Raw genomic sequence first — 14,110 nt, forward strand, 5'->3', positions numbered from 1 at the left:
ATGCCGTTCAAATACAGGCCATGTGCCCCAGACCGCAACCCGTGAACGCCCGAACCGTGACATGCCCGACCACGCCCTGCTTTCCGATCTGAACGACCGCTCGCGCGAGGTGTTTCGTCGCGTGGTGGAAACCTATCTGGCCACGGGCGAGCCCGTGGGATCGCGCACCTTGACCCGGGACATGAGCGAAAAGGTCAGTGCCGCCACCATTCGCAACGTCATGCAGGATCTGGAACATCTGGGCCTGCTGGATCACCCTCACGTTTCGGCCGGTCGCATGCCCACGCAACTTGGCCTGCGCCTGTTCGTCGACGGGCTGATGGAGGCAGGACCGGTTTCTGCCACCGACCGCAGCATGATCGAGGAAACCCTGGCCGATGACAGCGGCGACACGGGTGCGTTGCTGGATCGCGTCAGCACCGCCCTGTCGGCCCTGACGCATGGCGCCTCGCTGGTTCTGATGCCGAAGCAGGAAGCACCGCTGCGGCACATCGATTTCGTCAGCCTGGCGCCCGACCGCGCCTTGGTGGTGCTGGTTTTCGGCGACGGCCGGGTGGAAAACCGGATATTCTCTCCGCCTCCGGGTCATACAGCAAGTTCCATGCGCGAAGCCGCGAATTTCCTGAATGCGGTTGCCGAAGGCCGAACGCTGGCCGATCTGCGCCGCGACATCGCCCACGAGATCGATGCCAGTCGTCAGCAACTCGACAGCATGGCGGCGGCGCTGATCGCCTCGGGTCTGGCCATGTGGGATAGCGACGGTTCCGACGCCCGGCTGATCGTGCGCGGCCGCGCCAACCTGCTGGATGACGAGGCTGCCGATCTGGATCGCATCCGCAGCCTGTTCGACGATCTGGAACGGAAACGCGACATCGCCGAATTCCTGCAATTGGCCGAACAGGGCGAAGGTGTCCGGATTTTCATCGGCTCCGAGAACAAGCTTTTTTCACTTTCCGGTTCCTCTCTGGTGGTTTCGCCCTATATGAATGCTGACCGCAAGATTGTCGGCGCGGTCGGCGTCATCGGCCCCACCAGGCTGAACTATGGCCGTATCGTGCCGATCGTGGATTACACTGCGCAGCTTGTCGGCCGGATGCTCTCTGGCCGGAAAGGATGATGAGGACATGACCAAGGACAACCCGAACGGCAGTTCGCTGGACGAGGAATTTCTGGACCCGCTGGCGGTCGAGGAAGAAGAGGCGCCCTCGCCCGATCTGGAGGCGCTGATTGCCGAGCGGGACGAATACCGCGACCGGTTCATGCGCGCATTGGCAGATGCCGAAAACGCGCGCAAACGCGCCGAAAAGGATCGCCGTGATGCCGAACAATATGGCGGCTCGCGCCTGGCGCGCGACCTGCTGCCCGTTTATGATGCGCTGAGCCGTGCGCTTGAGGCGGCCGGGGACGAACAGCGCGCTGCTGCCTCGGCGCTGCTGGAGGGGGTCGAACTGACCTTGCGCGAACTGAAGAACGTATTCGCAAGACATGGCATCAGCATCATCAGCCCGGCGATAGGCGACAAGTTCGATCCCCAGCAGCACGAAGCCATGTTCGAGGCCCCGGTTCCCGGATCCATTGCGGGCAGCATCATCCAGGTGATGGACAGCGGTTTCATGCTGCATGACCGGCTGTTGCGGCCTGCAAAGGTCGGCGTCAGTTCTGCGCCGGCGAACTGACACCCCTCATTCGTGATGCAAAACCCCCGGAAATCCGGGGGTTTTTCATTATCTGGTGTTTTTGTTCAGCTTGGATACCAGATGTGGTCAGGACGCATTCAGCAACTGACACAGCCGGTCCAACTGGTCCAGATCCTTGTAAGTAATGACCAACTGACCGCCATCCGCACCCTTGTGGTTGATCGCCACCTTCATCTTCAGATGCGCGCTCAGATCCCCTTCCAGGGCCCGGGTGTCGGCATCCTTCTCGGTCGAGGCTCGGGGTCTGTTTGGCTTGGCACCCTCTGCCTGACGGCGCACCAGTTCTTCGGTTTCCCGAACCGACAGGTTCTTTTCAATGACCTTGCGCGCCAGATCGACGGCATTCTGCGCCGTGATCAACGCGCGTGCATGTCCAGCCGTCAGCTTGCCTTCCTTCAGCCAGGTTTGAACCTGTTCTGGCAGGTTCAGCAGGCGCAAAAGGTTCGCGATATGGCTGCGACTCTTGTTGAGCGCTTCAGCCAGTTTTTCCTGGGTATGGCCAAACCTGTCCATCAATTGCCGATAGGAAGCAGCCTCTTCGATCGCATTCAGATCGGCCCGCTGAATGTTTTCGACGATGGCAACCTCAAGAACCTCGGTATCGCTCAGATCGCGCACGATGACCGGGACTTCATGAAGCTGCGCCATCTGCGCAGCCCGCCAACGCCGTTCACCGGCCACGATCTGGTAAAGCCCCCGATCACTGGGATGCGGGCGCACGATCAGCGGCTGCAATAGACCGCGACTGCGCAGGGAATCGGCCAATTCCTGCAAGGCTTCGGGGGCAAAGTTGCGCCGGGGCTGATCCGGGTTTGGTGTCAGCTGTTCGACCGGCAGCACTTGTCGAGGCGCCGGCCGATCCGACGGGATCAGATCGACATCCGCCATCAGCGCCGACAAGCCACGGCCCAAACCACGCTTTTCCAGTTTTTGTTCTGACATTCAAAGTCCTCAGGCAGCGGCAAGTTGACGGGAAAGGAACTCTTTGGCAAGTTCGCGATAGGCTGCGCTGCCCTTGGATTGCGGATCGTATTGCAACACCGGGATCGCATGGGATGGCGCTTCGGACAGCCGAACATTCCTTGGGATAACCGTCTGATAAACAAGTCCCGACAGGGTCTTGCGGGCATCGGCTTCGACCTGTTGCGACAGGTTGTTACGGTTGTCGGACATCGTCAGCAAAACGCCTTCGATGCGAAGATCCGGGTTCGCGGTTTGCCGAACCTCTCGCACCGTCATGAGCAACTGGGAAAGCCCCTCCAGCGCATAGAACTCGGCCTGAAGCGGCACCAGAAGCGCATCGGCGGCCACCATGGCGTTTACTGTCAGCAAGCCAAGCGCGGGCGGGCAATCAATCAGCACCACATCAAATCCGGTGATGTGATGCAGCTTGCGCCGCAGCAACTGCGTTCGCCCAGAGCGTCCGGCCAATTCCAGATCGGCCGAAGCCAGATCGCGGTTAGAGGGCACAATGCGCAATCCAGGAACGGTCGAATCACACAGGACCGAGTCCAGATCATGATCGCCGACCAGCAGATCATAAGCGGACAGATCGCGCGCCTCTGCAGGAATGCCAAGACCGGTTGATGCATTCCCTTGCGGATCCAGATCAATAATCGCAACCCGCTGCCCGTGCTCGACCAGGGCCGCTCCCAGATTGATGGCCGTTGTTGTCTTGCCGACCCCGCCCTTTTGATTGGCGACGGCTATGATCTTGGCTTCACGCATGTTTCAGATCCATGATCTTCAGGATAGCCGCTTCGGTATCGGTGCGGCTGGCGGTAACTTCCAGTCGAAATTGCCAGATTTTACGGGCGGCGTCGACCTCGGATTGCCATGTACGGCCCTTGAGAAACCAGGCGGTTCCATCGGAACGCAAATGACGTGATGCGTAGGCGAGCAATTGGGGAAGCGCCGCCAAGGCGCGGGCACTGACGTGGTTTGCGTGTTGCGCCGGCGCAGCTTCAATACGCGCATTCAGCACGGTCGTGTTTGCCAGCCCGAGTTCGCGCGCAACATTTCGCAGAAAAGCGGATTTTCGCCGGTCGCTTTCGATCAAAGTCACAGCCAAATCAGGTCGACAGATGGCGACCACCACGCCCGGAAGTCCCCCGCCGCTACCCAGATCGACCCAGTGCCCCCGAGCCGCTTCTGCCGCAGTAACCAATTGTTGACTGTCAGCGATATGTCGTTGCTCAAGTTCGTCGAGTGTTGATGGTGCAACCAGGTTGATCGCCGGGTTCCACTTTCGGATCAGCGCCGCATAGGAATGCAAAAGCGCTGTTTCACGTGAAACACTCATCCCGCAGCCCAACGCTGACCGCTGCGCAAAACCGCCAACAGCAAAGTCAGCGCTGCCGGGGTCATGCCCTCGATCGCGGCCGCGGCCGCCAGCGTAGCGGGTCGATATCGGGACAGTTTCGACTTGAGCTCGTGCGATAGCCCTGCAAGTGCTTCATAGTCGAAATCTGGCGGAATCGCGACCTGCTCTTCCCGCCGCAAATATTCCGCATCACGCTGCTGGCGCTCAACATACTGATGATAGATGGAATCCGTGGTGACCTGCGCGACGGTTTCCGCATCGTTCTCATAAAATTGCGGGCACAGTCCGTGCAACTGTTCCGGGCGAACCGTCTGTTGGCTCAGCAGCGCAAAGAAACTGCGCTTCTGTCCATCTTGGCGCACCTCTATGCCCAATTTCGAAAGTTGGGACGGCGTGAAAGTGATCTGTTCCGCCTGTTGCCGTGCCCGGGTATATTTTTGCATTTTCTCAGCATAATGCGATGCCCGTCGAGAGCTTACGCAACCCAAATCCAGACCGATTGGCGTCAGTCTTTGATCTGCGTTATCGGCCCGCAGGGAAAGCCGGAATTCCGCCCGAGAAGTGAACATGCGGTAGGGCTCGCTGACTCCACGTGTGACGAGATCGTCGATCATGACGCCAATGTAGCTTTGCGAGCGGCTGAATACGTAAGCTTCACGCCGCTGAGCTGCCAGAGCCGCGTTCAGCCCCGCAACCAGCCCCTGCGCAGCGGCCTCTTCATAACCCGTGGTGCCATTGATCTGACCTGCCAGATACAACCCCTGCAGGTTTTTCACCTGCAGCGTGGGCAACAGGGCCCTGGGGTCGACGTAATCATATTCTACAGCATATCCAGGTTGGACGATCTCGGCCTTCTCCAGCCCCCGCATCGAGCGGACGTAACTCAGCTGCACATCGACCGGCAGCGAGGTCGATATGCCATTGGGGTATACCAGCTCGCTGTCCAGTCCCTCGGGTTCAAGGAAAACCTGATGCGACGGCTTGTCCGAAAATCGCACGATCTTATCCTCAATCGACGGACAATAGCGCGGCCCGACACCTTCGATCCTGCCCCCATACATTGCCGACAAATGCAAGTTGTCGCGAATGATCTGATGAGTTCGGTCATTGGTGTGCGTGATCGCGCAGCTGATCTGTTCGACCAGCGGCCTCGAATTGAGATAGGAAAACATTACCGGAAGGTCATCCCCGGGTTGTTCTTCCAAAGCATCCCAGTCGATACTTGCTCGAGAAAGTCGCGGGGGTGTTCCGGTCTTGAGACGTCCGAGCGGAAGTTCAAGCTCAAGCAGTGAAGCGGCGAGGCGGTTTGCTGCCCCATCACCCCAGCGTCCTGCCGGACGCGTTTCGGGGCCCAGGTGAATCAAGCCGTTCAGAAAGGTGCCGGTGGTCAACACGACCTGAGTGGCGCGAATATCTTCACCATCTGCCAGCCTGACCCCGGCGATCTTGCGGCCTTCCCGAACCAGATCGGCAACTTCTGCGATGATCAGGGACAGGTTTGCCTGTTCCCTTGCCGCGGACATTGCTGCCTGGCGATAAAGGTTGCGATCCGCCTGCGCGCGCGGACCCTGCACTGCTGGCCCCTTGCGGCGATTCAGCAGACGAAACTGGATACCGCCCGCATCGGCCAGCCGTCCCATCGCGCCGTCTAATGCGTCGATTTCGCGCACCAGATGCCCTTTACCCAGGCCACCGATCGCCGGGTTGCAGGACATCGTTCCTATATCCTCAGGTTTCATGGTGATCAGAGCGGTCTCGCAGCCCATCCGCGCTGAAACCATTGCGGCTTCCAGCCCGGCATGTCCGCCACCAATCACAACCACATCAAAATGTTTCACGTGAAACCCTACTTCCCGATACAAAAGGCACTGAAGATTTCATCAAGATAATCTTCGGCCCCGATAGCTCCGACAACCTGAGCCAAGGCAGTGTTTGCCTGACGCAGGGACTCCGCCAGAATTTCTGCGGGCATCGATTCTTCGACCTGCAAGGCGTGTGCCGCCCTTTGCAAGGCCTCGGCCTGGCGCTTGTGGCTGATCAACCCCGAATCTGCCGCCCGCAAACGCAGATGATCATAGACCATCTCAAGCAGTTCCGCGACCCCCTGACCAGTAAGCGCAGAGATTGCGAAATCATCGCCTTTCTCAAGATCTGCCTTTGAGCGAACGACAAGATCCCCGGGCATATGGGGACGCAGTTTCTGGCCTTCGGGCGACAGATGAATGCGCAGATCTGCGCCTTCCGCCCGCCTGATCGCACGCTCGACACCCATCGATTCGACCGGATCCGTGCTGCTTCTTAGACCTGCGGTATCCAGAAAGGTCACCGGCAAACCATGCAGATCGGTGCGCAATTCCAGAATATCGCGCGTCGTGCCCGCGATATCTGAAACCAGAGCGACCTCACGCTTGGCTATGGTATTCAACAGGGTGGATTTTCCGGCATTGGGCGGCCCGATGATGGCAACCTCGTAACCCTGGCGTAGCCTTTCGGTCGCAGGATAGCTGGCCAGCATCGTCTGCAACTCTTCCTGAATCCCCGCAATCAAGGTAAAGACTTCCTGCGGAACTTCTTCAGGCACATCCTCATCAGCAAAATCTATGCTGACCTCGATCAATGCGCCTGCACGGATCAGATCCTGCCGCAAGCGGTCAATCTTGCGCCCCAATTCGCCTGCGGTAATGCGCATTGCCAGTTTGCGCTGAGCCTCGGTTTCAGCGGCCAGCAGATCGGACAGACCTTCGATCTCGGCCAGGTTCATGCGACCGTTCAGGAACGCCCTTCGGCTGAACTCACCCGCCTCGGCGCGACGCAGTCCCCGATCCAGCAGAGCCCGTGTCAGGCGCTGCGCGATCACCGGTGCCCCATGCAGATGCAACTCGGCCACCTCATCGCCTGTAAAGCTTTGGCCTTCTGCGAACCACATGACCAGCGCATGATCGATCAGATCATCGCCATCGCGCAAGGCGCGCAGATGGGCGCGTCGCGGCTCGTTGATGATGCCCGCAAGCGATTGCAGCGTGGTTCGCGCCAGCGGGCCTGACAGCCGGACAACTGTCACGCCGCCCCGACCCGGCGGGGTCGCTTCGGCAAAGATCGTGTCCACCATCGTCCCGCTTGAACCCTCAGGCGTTCATCGAATCGAAGAATTCGGCGTTTGTCTTGGTCTGCTTCAGCTTGGAAATCAGGAATTCGATGGCATCGGTCGTGCCCATCGGATTGAGAATGCGGCGCAGCAGATATGTTTTCTGCAGATCCTTGGCATCGACGAGCAATTCTTCCTTGCGGGTGCCCGATTTGAGAATGTCCATGGCGGGGAACACGCGCTTGTCGGCAACCTTGCGATCCAGCACGATCTCGCTGTTTCCGGTGCCCTTGAATTCTTCAAAGATCACTTCATCCATGCGCGATCCAGTGTCGATCAGCGCGGTCGCGATGATGGTCAGCGATCCGCCCTCTTCGATATTGCGCGCGGCACCGAAAAAGCGCTTCGGTCGTTGCAGCGCATTGGCATCCACACCACCTGTCAGCACTTTGCCCGAACTTGGCACCACGGTGTTGAAAGCCCTACCAAGTCTTGTGATCGAATCCAACAGGATAACAACATCTCGTTTATGCTCGACCAGGCGCTTGGCCTTTTCGATCACCATTTCGGACACTGCGACATGGCGACTGGCCGGTTCGTCGAAGGTCGAGGAAATCACCTCTCCCTTGACCGAGCGCTGCATGTCGGTCACCTCTTCGGGCCGCTCGTCGATCAACAGCACGATAAGATAACATTCCGGATGGTTCTTTTCGATCGAATGGGCAATATTCTGCAAAAGCACCGTCTTGCCGGTCCGCGGCGGTGCCACGATCAGCGACCGCTGCCCTTTGCCGATGGGCGCCACCAGGTCGATGATACGGGCTGATCGATCCTTGATGGTCGGATCCTCGATCTCCATCTTCAGCCGCTCATTGGGATAAAGCGGCGTCAGGTTGTCGAAGGCGACCTTGTGACGGGCCTTTTCGGGATCCTCGAAATTGATCTTCTCGACGCGGGTCAGCGCGAAATAGCGCTCATTCTCGCCGGGCGCGCGGATGACACCTTCGACAGTATCGCCCGTGCGCAGCGAGTGCTGGCGGATCATGTCGGGGCTGACATAGATGTCGTCCGGACCTGGCAGGTAATTCGCCTCGGTCGAGCGCAGAAACCCGAAACCATCCTGCACGACCTCCAGAACCCCATCGCCACCGATCTCGAAGCCCTCTTCGGCATGCTCCTTGAGGATCGAGAACATCATTTCGCCCTTGCGCATGGTCGAGGCGTTTTCGATTTCCCATTCCTCGGCCATTGCCAGCAGGTCGGCCGGGCTTTTCGCCTTCAGATCGGACAGGTTAAGACGTTCTTCGGTCATTTTGGCCCTATGCGCGCAACGACCGATGCCTCATCGGTGTCGCGCAGGAAACGGTTTGCAGGAAGGATTCCACCGGACGGCGGACGGCCGTTACATAGGCCGTGTCGCTGACCGAGTCAATTCTTCTAGAATCTGACGATGACCGACAGGACGATCACCACCATCAGCAGCGTCGGCACCTCGTTCATCAACCGATAGCCTCGGCCGCTCAGACCCCGGCCTTTCTGCAGGGCCTCGCGCTGGCGATCCAGCCAGAAATGGAACCATGTCATCCCAAGGACAGACGCCCCCTTGGTCCAGGGCCAGATTTGGCCCCAATCGACAATCCCCGGTGTCAGAACCAGCAAGATACCTGCCAGCCAGGTCGCAATCATCGCCGGCCGCATGATCAGCACCAGCAACTTGTCCTGCATGATGGTCAGCGTCTTTGCCGGTTCCTGTCCGCCAAGACCGCGTTCGGCATGATACACGAACAATCGTGGCAAATAGAACAGCCCTGCCATCCAGGAAATCACGGCCATCACGTGCAGCGATTTGATCCAGGGATAGGCGATGCTCAGCAGATCGGTCATGCGGATACCTCCGGCCCCTCCTTTATCCATTAAGGATTAAAGATAAAGGATGTTGATGTGGTGGTAGGGCCTGTGGATGACAGGATAAGAATGTTTCACGGCCACTATCCCCAGCTGCGGATCATTGGGGAAAAAAATGCATCCAGAAAGCCATGCGAGAAATGATCCTGTTATTACAGTGTCTTGCATGTTAACTGCCTGTGGATAAGTTTGTGAAAACTTTCCCTGTCCACAGCCTGTGGGAAGAATTCCCCGGCCTGTCTACATGTGGACAAACCAGGATTGTTCCTGTCGATGCCGGATCTGGACCAGGGCGGAACCGGCACCCCTTTCGGTTTCCCCCAGCTTTCACCAGCTGAGTCGCTTCAGGTTTTCCACAGGGTTATGCCCGTGCTCGCGGCCCGGCCATCAATCCAGCAGGCCGACATCCCGATAGAAGCGCGCGGCGCCCGGATGCAGCGGCAAACCCACGCCCTCGAGCGCGGTTTCCAGGCGAATTTCCCGTCCCTTGACGTGACCCTCGCGCAGCAGGGTCAGGGTCGCATCGCTCCACAACGCCTGGGTCAGGGCGTGAATGCGATCGGATGGCTGGTCCGCCGAGGTAACCCACAACGCACTGACCGAAAGGCTTGCCACCTCTTCGGTCTGACCTTCATATGTGCCGGCCGGGATTACGTTGCGCGACAGAAACGGATGCGTTGCGACCAGACGCTGCGCGACGGCATCCGGGATGGGCACCAGATGCACGGGCATCCGGCTGGCCAGTTCCGCCACGCTTGCGGCTGGATAACCACCCATGAAGAAGAACGCATCCAGGGTTCCGGCTTGCAGATCCGCCACTGCCTCGGGCAAGGACAAGGGGCGCAGCGTCAGATCGGATTCCGCAAGTCCTGCCGCATCGAGAATCAGGCGTGCCTCGACCAAGGTGCCGGATCCGGGCTCGTCCAGAGACACGCGTTTGCCGCGCAGATCCTGCAGATTGCGGATGCCGGATGCGGCGCTGGTCACCAGATGGACAGATTCCGGATACAGGCTGGCAATGGCGCGCAGCTTCGATGCCGGGGCAACCCCCTGCCAGGGACCGCTTGCCTCATGGGCCCAGACGGCGATATCGCCCTGGATGAATGCCGACTCGAACTGGCCGCTCTGGACCGCCTCGGCATTGCTGACCGATCCGGGGGTCTCGATGGCCGAAATGACCAGACCCGGCACGCCGCATTCGCCCGGCTGCCCGCAATCCGGCGCGCCCGGTGGGGCGGAAAGCGCGTGTGCGATAAGGCTGGCGACGGGGTAATAGGTGGCACCGCTGTGGCCGGTGCCGATACGAAAGAATTGCGGTGCCTCGGCCCACGCTGCTGGCAGTGCCAGCGCGACGGCCAGACCCATCAGCGCGGCGATCCTGCGTGACTTGCGGCCCTGTTTCATGAAGCGAATCCTTGGCGATGACGCCGCGCTGCGCAAGCGTGATCCATCCCAGTCGCAAGGAAGTTCATTTTCGCCATCGGAACGTCGCTTTTGATCGCTGGCCGAGCGGGAAAGCGGTGCAAATCTGCCGCAAGGAAGCCACAGGGTCACCGGAGCCGCGCCATGTTGAACTCATCCGAAATCCTCAACCAGATCGTGAACCGGCAAAGGAATTTTGCGCTCACGCGGGATCTGTATTGCGATGAAGGCGTGTTTCAGGCCGATCTGGAACAGATCTGGTACAAGGAATGGCTGTTTGCCATTCCAGCCTGCGAAATTCCCCGGACCGGCAATTATGCAACCATGCAGGTCGGCGCCTATCCCGTGCTGATCGTGCGCGGCGGCGATGGCAAGGTGCGGGCCTTTCACAACGTCTGCCGGCATCGCGGCCAAAGGCTGTGCTCGAAGCCGAACGGCACGGCGGCCAAGCTGGTCTGCCCCTATCATCAGTGGACCTACGAGCTGGACGGCAAGCTGCTTTACGCTCGCGACATGGGCGATGATTTCGACGCCGCGAAATTCGGCCTGAAACCGGTGCATTGCGTCGACCTGAATGGCATGGTCTTTGTCTGCCTGGCACAGGTGCCCCCGCCGATTGCCGATCTGGCCAGGCAGCTGACCAGCTATCTGGCGCCCAACCAGCTGGCCGATGCCAGGGTCGCCCATTCCTCGACCATCGTGGAAAAGGGCAACTGGAAACTGGTGATGGAAAACAACCGCGAATGCTATCATTGCGGCGGCAGCCACCCGTCGCTGTGCCGGACCTATTCCGACAATCCGCGCATGACCGCCATGGACGGCCCCGACAGCGCCAGCCCCGACATCCTGGCGCATTGGCAGCGCTGCGAGGCCGCGGGCCTGCCCTCGCGCTTCGTCAACCACCCGCGCATGCAGTGGCGGCTGGCGCGCATCCCGCTGCTGAACAATGCCGAAAGCTATACGCTCAGCACCAAGGCCGCGGTCGGCAAGCGCATGGGCAACATGCCCTTCAACGATGCCGGCAGCCTGCTGTTCTATCACTATCCGAATACGTGGAATCACTTCCTGGCCGATCACGCCATCGTTTTCCGCGTGTTGCCGATCAGCCCCACCGAGACCCAGGTCACGACGAACTGGCTGGTGCACAAGGATGCCGTCGAAGGCGTGGACTACGATCTCGAGGATCTGACCCGCGTCTGGCTGAACACCAATGACGAGGATCGCCAGGTGGTCGAGGAAAACCAGGCCGGAATCCTGTCGCCCGCCTATGAGCCGGGCCCCTATTCGATGATCCAGGAAGAGGGCGTGATCCAGTTCGTCGACTGGTATTGCGACACCATGGTCGAACGGCTGACCCCGTCCCCTGCCATGGCGGCCGAGTGATGGCGGTTCTGGTCAAGGCCTTCGGCGACAAGCCGTGGAAGGATGACGAGCCGCTGGAATGCGTGATGGTGGTGCCCGAAACCTCGGACACCGCCACCTTTACCTTCCGCGCGCCGTCGGGCGCCTATTTCGATTATCAGCCCGGGCAGTTCATGACCCTGGACCTGCCGGTGCCGGGTGGCAACCTCCAGCGCACCTATACGATCAGTTCGTCGCCATCGCGGCCGCTGTCGATCTCTGTCACCGTCAAGGCCCAGGCGGCCAGCATCGGCACGCGCTGGATGCTGGACCATCTGCGGCCGGGGATGCGGCTGCGCGCCTTTGGTCCTTCGGGGATCTTCAGCTTTGTCCGGCACGAGGCGCCGAAATACCTGTTCATCTCGGCCGGGTCAGGGATCACACCGATGATGTCGATGACCACCTGGGCCTGGGATTCGGGCGAAATGCCCGACATCGTCTTTGTCCATGCCGCGCGCAGGCCCAGCGACATCATCTTTCGCCAGCGGCTCGAGGGCATGGCCGATCGCGTGCCCGGCCTGCAACTGCGTTTTACCGTCGAGGAGGACGACCCCTTTCGCAGCTGGCACGGCTATCGCGGGCGGTTGAACCAGATCATGCTGGGCCTGATGGCGCCGGACTATCTGGAACGCGAGGTGTTCTGCTGCGGCCCCGAGCCCTTCATGCAGGCGGTGCGCGACATGCTGATCGCGCTCGGCTATGACATGGACCGCTACCACCAGGAAAGCTTTGGCGCGCCCGTGCGCACCGAGGCCGAGGCGCCGGTGCTGGACGACGTGGTGCTGGACGAGGCCGCCGGGGCGCAGATCACCTTCGCCGCCTCGGGGGTCACGGCGAGATGCCATGAAACCGACACCGTGCTGGCGGTGGCCAAGGCCAACGGGCTGAACATCCCGTCGGGCTGCACCTTCGGGCTGTGCGGCACCTGCAGGATCCGCAAGACCGCGGGCGAGGTGCATATGGTCCACAACGGCGGCATCACCGATGACGATATCGCCCAGGGCTATATCCTGGCCTGCTGCTCGCATCCGATCGGCGCCGTCACGGTCGAGGTCTAGTCCCGCACTTGTCATGCGGCCAAGTTCGGCGCATCAATCCGCATCAGCTACCCGACCGGGATTGTGGCGGGTGGCGCAGACAAGGCGAAAGGGGCGATGATGCGGCAGATGACCCTGGGAAACAGCAGCGTGCAGGTCAGCGCGGTCAGCCTGGGTACGATGACCTTCGGCAACCAGACCAGCGCCGCCGAGGCTCATGCGCAACTTGACCGGGCCCTGGCCGCCGGTATCACCCTGTTCGATACCGCCGAACTCTACCCGGTCAATCCGGTGCGCCGGGAAACCGTGGGGCTGACCGAGACCATCATCGGCGACTGGCTGGCGACGCGCGGCGGCCGCGACCGGGTGCAGATCGCGACCAAGGCCGCCGGACCCGGCGACAAGGTGCGCGCGCATGGCTATGACGGTGCCACCCTGCGCCAGACCATCGACGATTCGCTGCGCCGGCTGCGCTGCGATCATATCGACCTTTACCAGCTGCATTGGCCGGTGCGCGGCAGCTATGCTTTTCGGCAGAACTGGCGCTATGATCCCTCGACCCAGAACCGTGCCGCCACCCTGGCGCATATGCAGGACGTGCTTGAGGCGCTGGATCAGGCAATGCGCGCCGGCAAGATCCGCGCCATCGGCCTGTCGAACGAATCCGCCTGGGGGGCGATGCGCTGGATCGATACTGCCGAGGCGATGGGCGCCCCGCGCATGGTCAGCATCCAGAACGAATATTCGCTGATGTATCGCGCCTTTGACACTGACCTGGCCGAGGTCGCCGTGAACGAGGGGCTGGTGCTGCTGGCCTATTCGCCGTTGGCGGCCGGCCTTTTGACCGGCAAGTATCGCCGAGGCGTGGTGCCGCCCGCCAGTCGCATCGCCGCCGATCGCGCCAGCGGCGGGCCGGGCGATCTGGGCGGGCGCTTCACCCCCCGGGCCTCACTGGCTGTGGAGGCCTGGCACGGGCTGGCGGCCGAACTGGGGCTGGATCCGATCCATATGGCGATCGCCTTTACCCGGCAGCGACCCTTTGCGACGATCCCGATCCTGGGCGCGACGGACCTTGCGCAACTGGATCACCTCTTGGCCGGGCTGGACCTGGTGCTGAGCGATCAGGCGCTGAAAAGCATCGACAAGCTGCACAGGTCGCATCCGCTGCCGTTCTGATCGGACGCGACGGCAGGGTTGAGAGCAGGCCCTGCTGCGGGCAATCTGCCGGCGTCAACAGCCC

The 14,110-nt window shown here is 60.8% G+C and carries 13 protein-coding genes; 5 read left to right on the plus strand and 8 right to left on the minus strand.

What is annotated here, in order from left to right:
* Positions 1–61: 61 nt before the first annotated feature.
* Both hrcA and GB880_RS04365 read left to right on the plus strand, forming a co-directional pair.
* Positions 62–1,117 carry a heat-inducible transcriptional repressor HrcA gene (gene hrcA, locus GB880_RS04360; protein ID WP_154491432.1) on the plus strand — a complete coding sequence of 352 codons (1,056 nt, stop codon included), beginning with the start codon at positions 62–64 and terminating at the stop codon, positions 1,115–1,117.
* Positions 1,118–1,124: 7 nt separating this feature from the next.
* Positions 1,125–1,676: a nucleotide exchange factor GrpE gene (locus GB880_RS04365; RefSeq protein WP_154491435.1), complete on the plus strand. Its 552-nt coding sequence runs from the start codon at positions 1,125–1,127 to the stop codon at positions 1,674–1,676.
* An 87-nt stretch (positions 1,677–1,763) separates the two neighbouring features.
* Here the strand turns inward: GB880_RS04365 and GB880_RS04370 are convergent, their stop codons facing one another.
* From GB880_RS04370 to GB880_RS04405, 8 genes are all read right to left on the minus strand, one after another.
* Positions 1,764–2,639: a ParB/RepB/Spo0J family partition protein gene (locus GB880_RS04370; protein WP_154491438.1), complete on the minus strand. Its 876-nt coding sequence runs from the start codon at positions 2,637–2,639 to the stop codon at positions 1,764–1,766.
* A gap of 9 nt (positions 2,640–2,648) precedes the next feature.
* Positions 2,649–3,425: a ParA family protein gene (locus GB880_RS04375; RefSeq protein ID WP_154491441.1), complete on the minus strand. Its 777-nt coding sequence runs from the start codon at positions 3,423–3,425 to the stop codon at positions 2,649–2,651.
* The gene (gene rsmG, locus GB880_RS04380) at positions 3,418–3,999 is read right to left on the minus strand and encodes a 16S rRNA (guanine(527)-N(7))-methyltransferase RsmG (protein WP_154491444.1); all 582 of its coding nucleotides are present in this window, start codon (positions 3,997–3,999) and stop codon (positions 3,418–3,420) included. Before rsmG ends, GB880_RS04375 begins: the two co-directional genes overlap by 8 nt.
* On the minus strand, positions 3,996–5,858 hold the full coding sequence (mnmG, locus tag GB880_RS04385) for a tRNA uridine-5-carboxymethylaminomethyl(34) synthesis enzyme MnmG (protein WP_263467315.1): 1,863 nt from the start codon (positions 5,856–5,858) through the stop codon (positions 3,996–3,998). The genes rsmG and mnmG overlap by 4 nt, the downstream gene beginning before the upstream one ends.
* A gap of 8 nt (positions 5,859–5,866) precedes the next feature.
* Positions 5,867–7,126, minus strand: a complete 1,260-nt coding sequence (gene mnmE / locus GB880_RS04390) for a tRNA uridine-5-carboxymethylaminomethyl(34) synthesis GTPase MnmE (RefSeq protein ID WP_263467371.1) — start codon at positions 7,124–7,126, stop codon at positions 5,867–5,869.
* A 19-nt stretch (positions 7,127–7,145) separates the two neighbouring features.
* Positions 7,146–8,417: a transcription termination factor Rho gene (rho, locus tag GB880_RS04395; RefSeq protein ID WP_154491453.1), complete on the minus strand. Its 1,272-nt coding sequence runs from the start codon at positions 8,415–8,417 to the stop codon at positions 7,146–7,148.
* A 125-nt stretch (positions 8,418–8,542) separates the two neighbouring features.
* Positions 8,543–8,989, minus strand: coding sequence for a CopD family protein (locus tag GB880_RS04400; protein WP_154491456.1), 447 nt, complete (start codon positions 8,987–8,989; stop codon positions 8,543–8,545).
* Between the two features lie 408 nt (positions 8,990–9,397).
* Positions 9,398–10,414 carry a TAXI family TRAP transporter solute-binding subunit gene (locus GB880_RS04405; RefSeq protein ID WP_154491459.1) on the minus strand — a complete coding sequence of 339 codons (1,017 nt, stop codon included), beginning with the start codon at positions 10,412–10,414 and terminating at the stop codon, positions 9,398–9,400.
* A gap of 162 nt (positions 10,415–10,576) precedes the next feature.
* Here GB880_RS04405 and GB880_RS04410 point away from each other — a divergent pair, with 162 nt between their 5' ends.
* The 3 genes from GB880_RS04410 (at position 10,577) to GB880_RS04420 (ending at position 14,046) form a co-directional block, all read left to right on the plus strand.
* Complete coding sequence (locus tag GB880_RS04410; RefSeq protein WP_154491462.1) at positions 10,577–11,815, plus strand: aromatic ring-hydroxylating oxygenase subunit alpha; 1,239 nt, start codon at positions 10,577–10,579, stop codon at positions 11,813–11,815.
* The gene (locus GB880_RS04415) at positions 11,815–12,891 is read left to right on the plus strand and encodes a hybrid-cluster NAD(P)-dependent oxidoreductase (protein WP_154491465.1); all 1,077 of its coding nucleotides are present in this window, start codon (positions 11,815–11,817) and stop codon (positions 12,889–12,891) included. The genes GB880_RS04410 and GB880_RS04415 overlap by 1 nt, the downstream gene beginning before the upstream one ends.
* A gap of 99 nt (positions 12,892–12,990) precedes the next feature.
* Positions 12,991–14,046, plus strand: a complete 1,056-nt coding sequence (locus tag GB880_RS04420) for an aldo/keto reductase (RefSeq protein ID WP_154491468.1) — start codon at positions 12,991–12,993, stop codon at positions 14,044–14,046.
* Positions 14,047–14,110: the final 64 nt, after the last annotated feature.

Origin of the sequence: Paracoccus sp. SMMA_5_TC (assembly GCF_009696685.2) — a bacterium.
Lineage (GTDB): Bacteria > Pseudomonadota > Alphaproteobacteria > Rhodobacterales > Rhodobacteraceae > Paracoccus.

Bases quoted from the DNA above. Each gene is read 5' to 3' on its own strand.
- GB880_RS04405 (WP_154491459.1), bottom strand. From the start codon at position 10,414: ATGAAACAGGGCCGCAAGTCACGCAGGATCGCCGCGCTGATGGGTCTG.
- GB880_RS04420 (WP_154491468.1), top strand. From the start codon at position 12,991: ATGCGGCAGATGACCCTGGGAAACAGCAGCGTGCAGGTCAGCGCGGTC.
- GB880_RS04370 (WP_154491438.1), bottom strand. From the start codon at position 2,639: ATGTCAGAACAAAAACTGGAAAAGCGTGGTTTGGGCCGTGGCTTGTCG.
- GB880_RS04365 (WP_154491435.1), top strand. From the start codon at position 1,125: ATGACCAAGGACAACCCGAACGGCAGTTCGCTGGACGAGGAATTTCTG.
- GB880_RS04400 (WP_154491456.1), bottom strand. From the start codon at position 8,989: ATGACCGATCTGCTGAGCATCGCCTATCCCTGGATCAAATCGCTGCAC.
- rsmG (WP_154491444.1), bottom strand. From the start codon at position 3,999: ATGAGTGTTTCACGTGAAACAGCGCTTTTGCATTCCTATGCGGCGCTG.
- GB880_RS04410 (WP_154491462.1), top strand. From the start codon at position 10,577: ATGTTGAACTCATCCGAAATCCTCAACCAGATCGTGAACCGGCAAAGG.
- rho (WP_154491453.1), bottom strand. From the start codon at position 8,417: ATGACCGAAGAACGTCTTAACCTGTCCGATCTGAAGGCGAAAAGCCCG.
- GB880_RS04375 (WP_154491441.1), bottom strand. From the start codon at position 3,425: ATGCGTGAAGCCAAGATCATAGCCGTCGCCAATCAAAAGGGCGGGGTC.
- hrcA (WP_154491432.1), top strand. From the start codon at position 62: ATGCCCGACCACGCCCTGCTTTCCGATCTGAACGACCGCTCGCGCGAG.
- GB880_RS04415 (WP_154491465.1), top strand. From the start codon at position 11,815: ATGGCGGTTCTGGTCAAGGCCTTCGGCGACAAGCCGTGGAAGGATGAC.